Consider the following 12,953-nt stretch of genomic DNA (forward strand, 5'->3'; position numbering starts at 1 on the left):
CCATGACATCCGGCATCTTTATTCCCGAGCTTGGCCACCTGGCGATGATCCTGGCCCTTTGCTTCGCCCTGGCCCAGGCGGTGGTGCCATTGCTCGGTGCCTGGCGCGGTGATCGCCTGTGGATGAGCCTGGCCCAGCCGGCGGCGTGGGGGCAATTCACCTTTCTGCTGTTTGCCTTCGGTTGCCTGACCTACGCCTTCATGGCGGACGATTTCTCCGTGGCCTATGTGGCCAACAACTCCAACAGCGCGTTGCCGTGGTACTACAAGTTCAGCGCCGTGTGGGGTGCCCACGAAGGTTCCTTGTTGTTGTGGGCCTTGATTCTCGGCGGCTGGACCTTCGCGGTGTCGGTGTTTTCCCGGCAGTTGCCGCAGGTCATGCTGGCCCGCGTGCTGGCGGTGATGGGCATGATCAGCACCGGTTTCCTGCTGTTCCTGATCATGACCTCCAACCCGTTCAAGCGCATCCTGCCGCAAATGCCCACCGACGGTGCCGACCTCAACCCGCTGCTGCAAGACATCGGTCTGATCGTTCACCCGCCGATGCTGTACATGGGCTACGTCGGTTTCTCGGTGGCCTTCGCCTTCGCCATCGCCGCGCTGATGGGCGGTCGCCTGGATGCTGCCTGGGCGCGCTGGTCGCGTCCGTGGACCATCGTTGCCTGGGCGTTCCTCGGTATCGGCATTACCCTGGGTTCGTGGTGGGCGTACTACGAACTCGGCTGGGGCGGCTGGTGGTTCTGGGACCCGGTGGAAAACGCCTCGTTCATGCCATGGCTGGTGGGCACCGCGCTGATTCACTCGCTGGCGGTCACGGAAAAACGTGGCGTGTTCAAGAGCTGGACCGTGTTGCTGGCCATCGCCGCATTCTCCTTGAGCCTGCTCGGTACCTTCCTCGTGCGTTCCGGTGTGCTGACCTCGGTGCACGCCTTTGCGTCCGATCCGGAGCGCGGCGTGTTCATCCTGATTTTCTTGCTGTTCGTGGTCGGTGGTTCGCTGACGCTGTTCGCCCTGCGCGCGCCGGTGGTCAAGAGCCAGGTGGGCTTCAACCTCTGGTCCCGGGAAACCCTGTTGTTGGGCAACAACCTGGTGCTGGTGGTGGCGGCGTCGATGATCCTGCTCGGCACTTTGTACCCGCTGATTCTGGACGCCATGACCGGCGCCAAGCTGTCGGTCGGCCCGCCGTACTTCAACGCGCTGTTCATTCCGTTGATGGCGTTGTTGATGGTGGTGATGGCGGTCGGTGTGATCGTGCGCTGGAAAGACACCCCGGTGAAATGGCTGGTGAACATGCTGACGCCGATTTTGCTGGGCAGTGCCGCTTTGGCCGTGGTGGCCGGCGTCGCGTACGGCGATTTCAACTGGGCAGTGCTCGCGACCTTCATGCTCGCGGCCTGGGTGTTGCTGGCCGGTGTGCGTGACATCATCGACAAGACTCGCCACAAGGGCCTGATCAAGGGCCTGCCGACCCTGACCCGCAGTTACTGGGGCATGCAGGTCGCGCACCTGGGCATTGCCGTGTGTGCGCTGGGTGTCGTGCTGTCGAGCCAGAACAGTGCCGAGCGTGACCTGCGCCTGGCGCCGGGCGAGTCCATGGACCTGGCCGGCTACCACTTCATCTTCGAAGGCGCCAAACACTTTGAAGGCCCGAACTTCACGTCCGACAAGGGTACCGTCCGGGTGATCCGCAACGGTAAGGAAGTCAGTGTGCTGCACCCGGAAAAACGCCTCTATACCGTGCAGAACTCGGTGATGACTGAAGCGGGCATCGACGCCGGTTTCACCCGCGACCTCTACGTCGCCCTCGGTGAACCCTTGGGTAACGGTGCCTGGGCTGTGCGCGTGCACGTCAAACCGTTCGTGCGCTGGATCTGGTTCGGTGGTTTGCTGACTGGCTTCGGCGGGTTGCTGGCGGCGCTGGATCGGCGATATCGGGTCAAGGTCAAAAGCCGCGTGCGCGAAGCACTGGGCATGTCGGGAGCCACTGCATGAAGCGTTGGTTGATGTTGTTGCCACTGGCGATTTTTCTGGTGGTCGCTGTATTCCTTTACCGTGGGTTGTACCTGGATCCGGCCGAGTTGCCTTCGGCCATGATCAACAAGCCGTTCCCGGAGTTTTCCCTGCCGACAGTGCAGGGCGACAAGTCCCTGACCCGCACTGACATTCTCGGCAAACCAGCGCTGGTCAACGTCTGGGGCACCTGGTGCATTTCCTGCCGGGTCGAGCACCCGGTGTTGAACAAGCTGGCCCAGCAAGGCGTGACGATCTACGGCATCAACTACAAGGACGTCAACGCCGATGCCTTGAAGTGGCTGACGGATTTCCACAACCCGTATGTACTGGACATTCGTGACGACGAAGGCTCGCTGGGCCTGAATCTCGGTGTCTACGGCGCACCGGAAACCTTCTTCATCGACGCCAAGGGCATCATCCGCGACAAGTTCGTCGGTGTGATCGACGAACAGGTCTGGCGCGAAAAACTGGCGGTCAAATACCAGGCGCTGGTCGACGAGGCCAAGCCATGAAGCGCTGGATCGCTGCCGCTGTTCTGGGATTGAGCCTGGCGGGCGTGGCCCACGCGGCCATCGACACCTACGAGTTCGCCAAGGAAGAAGATCGCGAGCGTTTCCGCGAACTGACCAAGGAGCTGCGTTGCCCCAAGTGTCAGAACCAGGACATCGCCGATTCCAACGCACCAATTGCCGCCGACCTGCGCAAAGAGATTTTCCGCATGCTCGGCGAGGGCAAGGACAACCAGCAGATCATCGATTTCATGGTCGATCGCTACGGTGATTTCGTCCGCTACAAACCTGCGCTGAACGCCAAGACTGCCTTGCTCTGGTTCGGCCCCGCCGGCCTGTTGCTGGGCGGTGTCGTGATCATCGCGGTGATCGTCCGCCGTCGTCGCGTGCAACGCGCCGGCACCCCGGGCTCGCTGTCTGCCGAGGAGCGTTCGCGCCTCGACCACCTGTTGGATAAAACCAAGAATGATTGATTTCTGGCTCGCTGCAGGTCTGCTGCTTCTGGTGGCCCTGAGTTTTCTGTTGATCCCGGTGCTGCGCAGCCGTCGCGCCCAGCGTGAAGAGGATCGTACTGCCCTGAACGTCGCGCTTTATCAGGAGCGCGTGGCTGAGTTGCAGACTCAGCAGGAAGAGGGCGTGCTCGATGCGGCGCAAATGGACGCCGGTCGCGCCGAAGCGGCCCGTGAGTTGCTGGCGGACACCGAAGGTGTCGAAGCGCCGCGGGTGTCGCGTCTGGGCAAACCCTTGCCATTGCTGGCGGCCGTTCTGGTACCGGTGCTGGGCCTGGGGCTGTACCTGCATTACGGCGCCAGTGACAAGGTTGAGCTGACCCGCGAGTTCGCGCAGGCACCGCAATCGATGGAAGAGATGACCAAACGCCTGGAGCGCACGGTTGCCGCTCAACCGGACTCCGCCGAAGGCACGTACTTCCTCGGTCGTACCTACATGGCTCAGGATCGCCCGGCGGACGCGGCGAAGATGTTCGAGCGCACGGTGAACCTGGCCGGTCGTCAGCCGGAACTGCTCGGCCAATGGGCCCAGGCCCAGTACTTCGCCGATGGCAAGAAGTGGTCGGACAAGGTCCAGGCTCTGACCGACGAAGCGCTCAAGGCTGATCCGAAGGAAGTCACCAGCCTCGGCCTGCTCGGCATCGCTGCGTTTGAAGGCGAGCGCTATCAGGAGGCTATCGACTATTGGAATCGCCTGCTGGCGCAACTGCCGCCGCAAGACAGATCCCGCGAGGCGTTGCAAGGCGGGATTACCCGGGCCACGGAGAAGCTGGTGGCCAGTGGCGGCAAGGTTGCGCAGGCACCGGCGGCCAAGGCCTCGGCACTGCTCAAGGTCAGTGTCGATCTGGCCGCGGACCTCAAGGCCAAAGTCCAGCCTGGCGACAGCGTGTTCATCTTCGCCCGTGCGATCTCCGGTCCTCCGGCCCCGCTGGCGGTCAAGCGCTTGACCGTGGCCGACCTGCCGGTGACCGTCGAACTGGGCGATGCCGACGCAATGATGCCGCAATTGAAACTGTCGAACTTCCCTGAAGTCCAACTGGTGGCGCGCATTTCCCGTGCCGGCAAACCCACTGCCGGCGAATGGATCGGTCGCAGCCAGCCCCTGGCCAGCAGCACCACCGCGCCGCAAACACTGACCATCGACAGCCCGGACAAATAACAGGAAAACGCAATCATGACCGCATTCGCTCGTATCACCCTGCTCAGCGTCGTTATGGGGTTAAGCGCTTGTGCGGTCCAGCAACCAACGGAACAACAGGCACCACCACCGTTCCCGCCGTCGCAGCCCAGCCCCACGCCATCGACTTCGCCTGTACCGAGCAAGCCGAGCATCCCGGCCAAACCCTCCAAGCCGTTGCCACGCACTTCTGCGAGCTTCGCGCCACCACCCGGGGGCAACAGCCATTGGGATCCGAAGCTTGGTGTGTATGTGCTCGATGACCAGCCCAATACCTTTTATCGCCAGCGTACCTATTACCGTTGGGATAACGGCTGGAGCCGGTCGATCAGTCCGAAGGGGCCGTGGGAGGAGACGGATATCCACGGTGTGCCGGGTGGCCTGGGGCGGCAATTCGGGCAGTAGCGAATAAGGCGATCTTCGGGTCGCCTTTTTTGGGCCTGTTGAATAATCCGGTTCAACCCCAACCTCTGTAGGAGCTGGCTTGTCGGGTCGCCGCATCGCAGCGAAGGCGGCCTGATAGCCGACCAATTTCCTTCGAATGTACCCAGCCCGACTGTAGGAGCTGCCGAAGGCTCGGTCCGCGCTCGGGCGATCTTTTGATCTTGTTTGTCAGCAATAAAGCCAAAAGATCGCAGCCTCGTTGCACTCGACAGCTCCTACGGGGAAATGCGCACGCATGAAGAACCAGGTCGGCCGGTAGGCCGCCTCGGGCTGCACCTGCGCCGTGAGCTGTGCGGCCTGGACATTTTCAGCGTGTTCCGCGATCTGGTGGAAAACCCGCTGGTGCAGTTGGTGTCGGTGATGGACCGCTCGCCGGGTCAGCGCCAGTCAGTACTGGAATCCAAGTACCGTGAGTACTTACCGGGAGCACGGCGTGAATGTGTCGATGGGCACACCGAACATCGTGCGCGGCGAGTCACACTCGGGTAACGTGGCCGCCGCAGATCAGACCGCATCGGGTCTGCCGAAGGTCCAGCAAGTATGGCGACAAGCAACGAGGGTGTTTTGATGTCAGGCAGGTTGATCTATCTCATCGGGCCTTCAGGTTCGGGCAAGGACAGCCTGCTGGATGCTGCGCGAACGCGGTTGGCCGAACGCGGCTGCCGCATTGTGCGGCGGGTCATCACTCGCTCGGCCGAAGCCGTGGGCGAGGCGGCGCTGGGTGTCAGTGCGCAGCAATTCGCCGATATGGAGGCCAAGGGCGCATTTGCCTTGAGCTGGCACGCCAATGGGTTGTCCTATGGCATCCCGCGGGAAATCGACGATTGGCTAGCCGCCGGGCAGGACGTACTGGTCAATGGCTCTCGGGGGCATTTGCAGAACACGCGCTCGCGCTATCCGAACGTGTTAGTGCTGTTGTTGACTGTGGATCAAGCAGTACTGCGCCATCGCTTGCTGGAGCGTGGGCGGGAATCGCTGACCGAGATCAATCAGCGGTTGGCACGCAATGCCCGGTTCAGCGAGCAACTGCTGGCGCAAGACTCGACCGTGCACCTGCTCGACAACTCCGGACAACTTGAGCAAACGGTCGAACGGTTGCTGGCCTGCTTTGACGAGCAACCTCCATGTGTCTGACATTGCCGGGAACGAACGACGATGATTTACCTGTGTACGCGCTTAATGTAGGAGCTGGCGCAGCCTGCGATCTTTTGATCTTGATTGAGGGGCTGAAACTTACTTCATCAACAACCCCTGCACATACTCCACGAACGCCCGAGCCTTGGCGCTGGCCATTCTGCCTGTGGGGAACACCGCCCACAGGTCCAGGTCCGGCAATGCCCAGTCCTTCATCGCTTCCCGGACCGAGCCGTCGGCCAGTTCCGGTGCGAACATCCATTGCGAGGCCATGGTCAGGCCTTGATGAGCCAGCACGGCTTCACGCAGGCCTTCGGCGGCGTTGACGCGGATCCGGCCGCTGATGTTCACCGACTGCTCCTCGCCGGCCTTGTCGAACCGCCAACTGGCGCCGCCGCCAAGGCTGTAGACGACTGCCTGATGCTTGCACAGGTCGTCGGGGCAGGTGGGTTCGCCATGTTTTGCGAAGTACGCCGGGGTGCCCAGCACCATGCGCCGGCATTCGGCGATTTTGCGGGCGGTCAGGGCAGAGTCGCTCAGCTCACCCATGCGCAGGGCGACATCGACGCCTTCTTCCACCAGATTGACGTTGCGATCGTCGAGCATCAGGTCGATGTTCAGCTCCGGGTTTTGCTCCAGGAAGGGGCCCAGGTGCGGAACGATGTGCAGCCGGCCGAAGGTGACCGCCGCGCAGATGCGCAGGTTGCCGGTCAGCCCGCTGGCCGCACCGCGCGCGGCGTTATCAGCCTCGTCGGCTTCTTCGATGGTGCGCTTGGCCCGTTCGAAAAAGGCCAGCCCGGCCTCGGTGGGCGTCAGGCCCCGGGTCGAACGCAGCAACAGCCGCACCGCCAGCCGCGATTCGAGTTGCGCGATGGTTTTCGACACGGCCGGCTGGCCGATGTTCAGACGCCGGGCGGCAGCGGAAAACGAGCCGGTTTCCACCACGTAGACGAAGGTTTCCATTGCAGCGAGGCGGTCCATCGGAAGTCCTTGTAGAGATCAAATGTAGCAGCGAGCCTGCTCGCCCCCACAATTGATGAATGGTGTCAGTGCGAACCGCGAATTGTATCCAGCATCGCCTCAGGCTCGGGACGCTGAGTGTAATCCGGGTTGACCTCGGCGTAACGGATCACACCATCTCGGCCGATCACATAACGCCCCGGCATGGGCAGCATCACACTCTGCAAAACAACCGAGCGTCGTACTGCGAGATTTTGTGCTTGAGTAAAGATAACTCTAGGGTTATTTTTAATTGGGCCGGAGCAAGGAGGCCGGTGGTGCAGAGCAGGCTATTGATCAAGGAATTGACGGAGGCAGGTTGGACTTTGGACAGGGTCACTGGCAGCCATCACATCTTCACTCACCGATACAACCCATACACGATCCCCGTCCCCCATCCGAAAAAGGATTTGCCGATCGGGACGGTCAAGAGCATCAGGAGGCGCGCCGGGCTGTACTGCCCGCCAGCCAGTTACGCAGGAGATCCATAATGCAATATCCAATCTGTATCGAATGGGGCGATGAGCACACCGCCATCGGTATCCAGATCCCCGATATTCCGGGCGCGGTAACCGCCGGGGATACCTTTGAAGATGCCTATAACGCTGCTGTCGAAATTGCCCACATCATGCTGCAAGAGATCGCGGCAGATGGAGAGACAATTCCAATGCCGACTTCAGCAGCGGTGCATCGTGGTAATCCGGAGTTCGCCGACATGGGCTGGGGAATGCTGGAGCTGGATATTTCGCCGTATATGGGCAAGACCGAGAAGGTCAATGTCACGCTGCCCGGCTATGTGATCCAGCGCATTGACCGCTATGTGCGCGAGCACAACGTCAAAAGCCGCTCCTCCTTTCTGGCGGATGCGGCGATGGAAAAGCTGGTGCGGCAATAAATCCGGGCCGCTTTCATTCGCGAGCAGACTCGCTCCCACAGGATGTTCGCGAACCCTGTAGGAGCGAGCCTGCTCCGGGCGGCGATCCGACGAAGCTTTAAAGCTTACGCAGTCGCCAACGCCGTCTTCTGCGAAACACTCAAAAACCGCAACAACGCCAGCAGCGGAAATGCGCTGCCGACGATCACGATCCACAACCAGCCGCCCTGTTCGTACACCGCGCTGGCCACCGAAGAGCCAAAGGCGCCGCCGATGAAGATGCTGGTCATGTACAGCGCATTCAGGCGGCTGCGGCTTTTGCCGTCGAGGGCGTACACCGCACGCTGGCCGAGGACCATGTTCATCTGCACGCAGAAGTCGAGCACCACACCGGTCACAGCCAGGCCGATGACGCTCCAGGCCGGATGGATAAACGCCGGCAGAAAACTCAGGCTGGCGAACAGCAGGGCGAGCAATGAAGCGATGCGGGTGTGACCGGCATCGGCCAGGCGTCCGGCGATAGGGGCGGCAATGGCGCCGATGGCGCCCACCAGCGCGAAAATCGCGATCTCGCTTTGCGACAAACCGTGATTGCGCGCCAGCTCCAACGGCACGGCGGTCCAGAACAGGCTGAAGGTGGCAAACATGCACCCCTGGTAAAACGCCCGCTGGCGCAGCACCGGTTGTTTGCGCAACAGCGTCCACAGCGAGCCCAGCAATTGGCCATAGGACGCACTGTGATCAGGTTCACGCTTGGGAATGGTCACGGCCAGCACGATGCTGATGGCTGCCATCAATACGGCGGCAATCACAAACATCGCCCGCCAGCCGAAGTGGTCGGCCACCACGCTGGACACCGGCCGGGCCAGCAGAATGCCGAGCAACAAACCGCCCATGATCCCGCCCACCACGCGGCCACGGGTTTCTTCCGGCGCCAGGTGCGCGGCCAGCGGAATCAGGATCTGCACCGAAACCGAACTGAACCCCACCAACAGCGAAATCAGCAAAAACACATTCGGCTGATCGGTGAACGCCGCCCCCAGCAGGCTGCCGATTGCCACCAGCGTGGTGATGATCATCAATCGGCGGTTCTCCAGCAAATCCCCCAGCGGCACCAGGAAAAACAGCCCCAGCGCATAGCCGATCTGAGTCAGGGAAACGATCAGGCTGGCCAAGGTGTCGGTCAGGCCGATGTCCGGCGCGATCAGTCCGATAATTGGCTGCGCGTAGTAGATGTTGGCGACAATGGCGCCGCAGCAGAAGGCGAACAGCAGCACCATGCCTGGGGTCATTGTCGCGGTGCCGTGGGACACCTGGGTCGCTGGGTTCATAACGGGTCTCGCTGTACGGAAAGGAATGCGCGCAGGCTAATGGGCTGACTGAAACGGCGGAAGTGGGATTGGAGTGATAGCAATCATTCCATTGCGGAATGACTGACGGACGCGTGTGTCGCCCGTCGAAGAGCCTTGCGTCAGAACTATGGAGGTGAATGATACATTCACTTATATCTTGCTCGATAGCGTGCTTATGTTCTCTCTTACTGTCTTGCCACCGGAGGGCCGTCCCATGAATGTGAAGTTTCGTCAGCTGATTCTCCGCGCTTGTGTCGCTTCCTTGATCAGCGTATTCAGCGTTGGCCTGGTGCAGGCCGAGGATGCGCCGGGCACGCGCATCGGTGTGCGCGGCGAGATCACCGGTGTCAGCCAGGAGGTTTTGAAAGTCCATGCCAACAGTGGCGAAAACGTAGTGATCAACCTGAGCAAGGACACCAAGGTCCGCGCCGTGACCCTGGCCAACATCGAAGACATCAAGCCCGGCAGCTACATCGGCTCTGCGGCCATTCCTCAGGAAGATGGCACCCTCAAGGCCCTTGAAGTTCATGTTTTCCCGCCGGAGCTGGCCGGCAGTGGCGATGGTCATCGGCCCTTCGATCTGGTCAAGGGCAGCAGCATGACCAACGGCAGCGTCGGCGACCTGGTAGTGAGCAACGGTAGGGTGCTGACAGTCAATTACAAGGGCGGCCAACAGAAGATCCTGGTGCCGGAGGACGTACCCATCGTCAACCTGGTGCCGGCCGATCGCAGCCTGTTGAAGGTGGGCGTGAAGATCGTGACCTTTGTCACGCAGGGCGCTGATGGCACGCTCACCGCTCAATCCATCTCGGCGGGCAAGGATGGCGTGACGCCGCCGATGTAGCGGGAAGTCGCAGAACCTGTGGGAGCAAGCTCGCTCCCACAGGGGTTGCAGTGTTTCAGTCGATTACTGACCGCTGTAGATCTGGTCGAAAACCCCGCCATCATTGAAGTGGGTCTTCTGCACCGTGCGCCAGTCACCGAAGGTCTTCTCCACCGACAGGAAGTCCACTTTCGGGAAGCGGTCGGTGTACTTGGCCAGCACGGCCGGGTCACGCGGGCGCAGGTAGTTGGCCGCCGCAATCTCTTGCCCTTGCGGCGACCACAGGTATTTCAGGTATTCCTCGGCGGCGGCGCGCGTGCCTTTCTTGTCGACGGTTTTATCCACCACCGACACCGGTGGCTCGGCTTCGGCGGAAACGCTTGGGTAGATGACTTCGAACTGATCACGGCCGAACTCGCGGGCGATCATTTCCGCTTCGTTCTCGAAGGTCACCAGCACGTCGCCGATCTGGTTGGTCATGAAGGTGGTGGTAGCGGCACGGCCACCGGTGTCGAGTACCGGCGCCTGCTTGAACAGCTTGCCGACGAAGTCTTTGGCCTTGTTCTCGTCGCCGCCGTTTTTCAGCACGTAGCCCCAGGCCGAGAGGTAGGTGTAGCGACCGTTGCCGGAGGTTTTCGGGTTCGGGACGATGACCTGAACGCCGTCCTTGAGCAGGTCCGGCCAGTCTTTCAGGGCTTTCGGGTTGCCCTTGCGCACGATGAACACGGTGGCCGAAGTGAACGGCGCGCTGTTGTCGGGCAGGCGCGTGACCCAGTTGTCCGGGACCAGTTTGCCGTTGTCCGCCAGGGCGTTGATGTCGGTGGCCATGTTCATGGTGATGACATCGGCTGGCAGGCCGTCGATCACCGAGCGCGCCTGTTTGCTGGAGCCACCGAAGGACATTTGCAAGATGATGTTTTCGTTGTGCTCGGCTTGCCAGTGTTTCTGGAACGCAGTGTTGTAGTCCTTGTAGAAATCGCGCATCACGTCGTAGGAAACGTTGAGCAGGGTCGGTGCGGCCTGAGCCACGCTGGTCAGTGCCAGGCCCGCGGCCAGAAGAGAGGCGCCAAAGAGTTTTTTCACTGCGAATTCCCTGTTCTATGTAGGAGCTGCCGCAGGCTGCGATCTTTTGACTTTGTTTTTCAAGATCAAAAGATCGCAGCCTGCGGCAGCTCCTACAGGTTATTTATTAGTTATCAACGAGGTGTCGACTATAGCCGGGCTCGTTTAGTCCCTTAAAGATTAAAAAGCTCTTTGCTTATTCCAGTTTTTTGAACAATGCATTGCCACAACGGGAACAGAACGAGGCTTCTTGTTCGTGGCTGTTTTTCGCACACACCGGGCAGTCGTGCTGTATCTGGCCACCACGCATGGCCGTGGCCAGTTCGGCGGTGAAGATCCCCGTGGGCACGGCGATGATCGAGTAACCGGTGATCATCACCATCGACGAAATGACCTGGCCCAGGGCGGTCCTGGGCACGATGTCGCCATATCCGACTGTGGTCAGGGTGACGATAGCCCAGTAAATGCCCTTGGGAATGCTGGTGAAGCCACTTTGCGGGCCTTCGACCACGTACATCAGGGTGCCGAACACGATCACCAGAGTGCAGACGCTGAGCAGGAACACGAGGATTTTCTGCTTGCTGCCGCGCAGGGCATCGAGCAGGTAATGGGCTTGCTTGAGGTACGGACCGAGCTTGAGCACGCGGAAGATCCGCAGCATCCGGATCACCCGGATGATCAGCAGGTACTGGGCATCGCTGTAGTACAGCGCGAGGATGCCGGGCACGATGGCCAGCAGGTCCACCAGACCATAGAAACTGAAGGCATAGCGCAGAGGCTTGGGCGAGCAATACAGGCGCAGGATGTACTCGCCGAGGAAGATCACCGTGAAGCCCCACTCGATGTACGCAAGCACGCTGGCGTAGTTCTGGTGGACGTCATCGATGCTGTCCAGGATCACCACCACCAGGCTGGCGAGGATGATCAGCAGCAGGGTGGAGTCGAAGCGTCGCCCGGCAACGGTGTCGGTCTGGAAAATAATCACGTACAGGCGATTTCGCCACGTATCGTTGCTGTTCATGCACATCGCCTTGGCCGCAAATCAGCGCAGCCTAGGTTGATTCTCCCCGGGAGCGCAAGGCGCGCTTTCGACCGTGGCTTTGCCGAGCATTTGCACGACGCTGCGAATCAGCCAGCCGGCCAGAATGAACGGCGCGGTCAGCGTGGGCAGACCGATAGCGGCAAACACCGGCGTCAGCAACAGCGCCAGGCCAATGCCAAGCAGCGGCAGCCACGGTTGGCGACGCTGCGAGCTGAAGGCGAGGGCGGCCAGCACGGCGTTATAGCCACCGAGGCCGAGCAGTGCGGTATAGAAGTCGTGGTGCAACAGGCTCCAGCCCATGCCCGCGACAGACGCCAGCACTGCCCAGCAGAATGCGCGGCGATCAGCGATCAGCAAACCGGCGGCAATCATCGCACCGGCCAGCGGATGACCGAGGAACATCACCTGGCCGAGGCCTTTGAGTGGCGCGACGAGCATGTTCAGCGTGCTGACTTCAATCAAGTGCGCCTCTGTCGAGGGCGTGGCGAAGCACAGCAGCAACCAGCCCAGCCCGACGAAGGGCGCGGTGTAGGCGGGCAGGCATTGGCTGAACCGGACGCGCTTGAGCCACTGCTGGGTGACCATCGCACTCAGGCCTCCGGCGGCCAGAATCAGTGGCGGCATCATCGCCGACCAGGGGAAATACAGGCTCAGCAACAGACCGAGCAGGACGCCGTTGTAGCTGAACAACCCGGCCTGACGATCGGCCTTGGCATAGTTGCGGCGTTGCGCGGTGAACAGCCCGGCGACACCGCCGAGCAAGGCGCCGCCGAGCAAGGCGGGAGCCGTGAACAAGATGGCCAGGAGGCACAGCAGGCCGCACAGCGGATTACGCTGGAGAAAGATCTGGCTGAAGCCGTTGAGCAAGGCTTCGGCCCAATCGGGGCAGTGGGTGTTGAAATGGTTGGCAGGCATTTTGAAATCGAGGGCAGTGGAAAATCAAAGGTGTTGCACAAACTCTGTGGCGAGGGAGCTTGCTCCCGCTGGGGCGCGAAGCGGCCCCGGATCCGGTGAAT

Annotated in this window: 15 protein-coding genes and 1 pseudogene; 10 read left to right on the plus strand and 6 right to left on the minus strand. The window is 61.2% G+C overall.

The window, feature by feature from the left end:
• Positions 1–2 precede the first annotated feature (2 nt).
• The 7 genes and pseudogenes from KGA83_RS12135 to phnN all read left to right on the plus strand — a co-directional run bounded on the left by KGA83_RS12135 (position 3) and on the right by phnN (position 5,785).
• Positions 3–1,991 carry a heme lyase CcmF/NrfE family subunit gene (locus KGA83_RS12135; protein ID WP_108218672.1) on the plus strand — a complete coding sequence of 663 codons (1,989 nt, stop codon included), beginning with the start codon at positions 3–5 and terminating at the stop codon, positions 1,989–1,991.
• Complete coding sequence (locus KGA83_RS12140; RefSeq protein WP_108218673.1) at positions 1,988–2,524, plus strand: DsbE family thiol:disulfide interchange protein; 537 nt, start codon at positions 1,988–1,990, stop codon at positions 2,522–2,524. Before KGA83_RS12135 ends, KGA83_RS12140 begins: the two co-directional genes overlap by 4 nt.
• A complete protein-coding gene (locus tag KGA83_RS12145; protein ID WP_108218674.1) occupies positions 2,521–2,994 on the plus strand; it encodes a cytochrome c-type biogenesis protein in 474 nt (157 codons plus the stop codon). Before KGA83_RS12140 ends, KGA83_RS12145 begins: the two co-directional genes overlap by 4 nt.
• Positions 2,987–4,189, plus strand: coding sequence for a c-type cytochrome biogenesis protein CcmI (gene ccmI, locus KGA83_RS12150; RefSeq protein WP_108218675.1), 1,203 nt, complete (start codon positions 2,987–2,989; stop codon positions 4,187–4,189). Before KGA83_RS12145 ends, ccmI begins: the two co-directional genes overlap by 8 nt.
• 15 nt (positions 4,190–4,204) lie before the next feature.
• The gene (locus KGA83_RS12155; RefSeq protein ID WP_108218676.1) at positions 4,205–4,612 is read left to right on the plus strand and encodes a hypothetical protein; all 408 of its coding nucleotides are present in this window, start codon (positions 4,205–4,207) and stop codon (positions 4,610–4,612) included.
• 306 nt (positions 4,613–4,918) lie between these two features.
• Positions 4,919–5,077: pseudogene (locus KGA83_RS12160) on the plus strand (alpha-D-ribose 1-methylphosphonate 5-triphosphate diphosphatase); the annotation flags it as partial.
• Between the two features lie 141 nt (positions 5,078–5,218).
• On the plus strand, positions 5,219–5,785 hold the full coding sequence (gene phnN / locus KGA83_RS12165; RefSeq protein WP_108218677.1) for a phosphonate metabolism protein/1,5-bisphosphokinase (PRPP-forming) PhnN: 567 nt from the start codon (positions 5,219–5,221) through the stop codon (positions 5,783–5,785).
• Between the two features lie 99 nt (positions 5,786–5,884).
• Here phnN and KGA83_RS12170 read toward each other — a convergent pair whose 3' ends face one another.
• Both KGA83_RS12170 and KGA83_RS29825 read right to left on the minus strand, forming a co-directional pair.
• On the minus strand, positions 5,885–6,766 hold the full coding sequence (locus KGA83_RS12170; protein WP_108218678.1) for a LysR family transcriptional regulator: 882 nt from the start codon (positions 6,764–6,766) through the stop codon (positions 5,885–5,887).
• Positions 6,767–6,831: 65 nt separating this feature from the next.
• Positions 6,832–6,960: a hypothetical protein gene (locus KGA83_RS29825; RefSeq protein ID WP_256594984.1), complete on the minus strand. Its 129-nt coding sequence runs from the start codon at positions 6,958–6,960 to the stop codon at positions 6,832–6,834.
• A 102-nt stretch (positions 6,961–7,062) separates the two neighbouring features.
• Here KGA83_RS29825 and KGA83_RS12175 point away from each other — a divergent pair, with 102 nt between their 5' ends.
• Positions 7,063–7,275 carry a type II toxin-antitoxin system HicA family toxin gene (locus KGA83_RS12175; protein ID WP_108218679.1) on the plus strand — a complete coding sequence of 71 codons (213 nt, stop codon included), beginning with the start codon at positions 7,063–7,065 and terminating at the stop codon, positions 7,273–7,275.
• The gene (locus KGA83_RS12180) at positions 7,275–7,679 is read left to right on the plus strand and encodes a type II toxin-antitoxin system HicB family antitoxin (RefSeq protein WP_108218680.1); all 405 of its coding nucleotides are present in this window, start codon (positions 7,275–7,277) and stop codon (positions 7,677–7,679) included. The genes KGA83_RS12175 and KGA83_RS12180 overlap by 1 nt, the downstream gene beginning before the upstream one ends.
• Before the next feature lie 104 nt (positions 7,680–7,783).
• Here KGA83_RS12180 and KGA83_RS12185 read toward each other — a convergent pair whose 3' ends face one another.
• On the minus strand, positions 7,784–8,989 hold the full coding sequence (locus tag KGA83_RS12185; protein ID WP_223529807.1) for an MFS transporter: 1,206 nt from the start codon (positions 8,987–8,989) through the stop codon (positions 7,784–7,786).
• Positions 8,990–9,224: 235 nt separating this feature from the next.
• On the opposite strand from KGA83_RS12185, the gene KGA83_RS12190 reads away from it, so the two are divergent.
• Positions 9,225–9,854: a hypothetical protein gene (locus tag KGA83_RS12190; RefSeq protein WP_108218682.1), complete on the plus strand. Its 630-nt coding sequence runs from the start codon at positions 9,225–9,227 to the stop codon at positions 9,852–9,854.
• A 63-nt stretch (positions 9,855–9,917) separates the two neighbouring features.
• Here KGA83_RS12190 and KGA83_RS12195 read toward each other — a convergent pair whose 3' ends face one another.
• From KGA83_RS12195 to KGA83_RS12205, 3 genes are all read right to left on the minus strand, one after another.
• Positions 9,918–10,916, minus strand: coding sequence for a sulfate ABC transporter substrate-binding protein (locus KGA83_RS12195; protein ID WP_108218683.1), 999 nt, complete (start codon positions 10,914–10,916; stop codon positions 9,918–9,920).
• A 175-nt stretch (positions 10,917–11,091) separates the two neighbouring features.
• Positions 11,092–11,916: an ion transporter gene (locus tag KGA83_RS12200; RefSeq protein WP_108218684.1), complete on the minus strand. Its 825-nt coding sequence runs from the start codon at positions 11,914–11,916 to the stop codon at positions 11,092–11,094.
• Positions 11,917–11,937: 21 nt separating this feature from the next.
• Positions 11,938–12,852 carry an urea transporter gene (locus KGA83_RS12205; RefSeq protein ID WP_108218685.1) on the minus strand — a complete coding sequence of 305 codons (915 nt, stop codon included), beginning with the start codon at positions 12,850–12,852 and terminating at the stop codon, positions 11,938–11,940.
• Positions 12,853–12,953: the final 101 nt, after the last annotated feature.

Origin of the sequence: Pseudomonas sp. GL-R-19 (genome assembly GCF_019956375.1) — a bacterium.
Classification (GTDB): Bacteria; Pseudomonadota; Gammaproteobacteria; order Pseudomonadales; family Pseudomonadaceae; genus Aquipseudomonas.

What these genes read in the sequence shown, in the direction of transcription:
- KGA83_RS12180 (WP_108218680.1), top strand. Translation starts at nt 7,275, where the DNA reads ATGCAATATCCAATCTGTATCGAATGGGGCGATGAGCACACCGCCATC.
- KGA83_RS12185 (WP_223529807.1), bottom strand. Translation starts at nt 8,989, where the DNA reads ATGAACCCAGCGACCCAGGTGTCCCACGGCACCGCGACAATGACCCCA.
- phnN (WP_108218677.1), top strand. Translation starts at nt 5,219, where the DNA reads ATGTCAGGCAGGTTGATCTATCTCATCGGGCCTTCAGGTTCGGGCAAG.
- KGA83_RS12155 (WP_108218676.1), top strand. Translation starts at nt 4,205, where the DNA reads ATGACCGCATTCGCTCGTATCACCCTGCTCAGCGTCGTTATGGGGTTA.
- KGA83_RS12205 (WP_108218685.1), bottom strand. Translation starts at nt 12,852, where the DNA reads ATGCCTGCCAACCATTTCAACACCCACTGCCCCGATTGGGCCGAAGCC.
- ccmI (WP_108218675.1), top strand. Translation starts at nt 2,987, where the DNA reads ATGATTGATTTCTGGCTCGCTGCAGGTCTGCTGCTTCTGGTGGCCCTG.
- KGA83_RS12140 (WP_108218673.1), top strand. Translation starts at nt 1,988, where the DNA reads ATGAAGCGTTGGTTGATGTTGTTGCCACTGGCGATTTTTCTGGTGGTC.
- KGA83_RS12135 (WP_108218672.1), top strand. Translation starts at nt 3, where the DNA reads ATGACATCCGGCATCTTTATTCCCGAGCTTGGCCACCTGGCGATGATC.
- KGA83_RS12145 (WP_108218674.1), top strand. Translation starts at nt 2,521, where the DNA reads ATGAAGCGCTGGATCGCTGCCGCTGTTCTGGGATTGAGCCTGGCGGGC.
- KGA83_RS29825 (WP_256594984.1), bottom strand. Translation starts at nt 6,960, where the DNA reads ATGCTGCCCATGCCGGGGCGTTATGTGATCGGCCGAGATGGTGTGATC.
- KGA83_RS12170 (WP_108218678.1), bottom strand. Translation starts at nt 6,766, where the DNA reads ATGGACCGCCTCGCTGCAATGGAAACCTTCGTCTACGTGGTGGAAACC.
- KGA83_RS12200 (WP_108218684.1), bottom strand. Translation starts at nt 11,916, where the DNA reads ATGAACAGCAACGATACGTGGCGAAATCGCCTGTACGTGATTATTTTC.
- KGA83_RS12190 (WP_108218682.1), top strand. Translation starts at nt 9,225, where the DNA reads ATGAATGTGAAGTTTCGTCAGCTGATTCTCCGCGCTTGTGTCGCTTCC.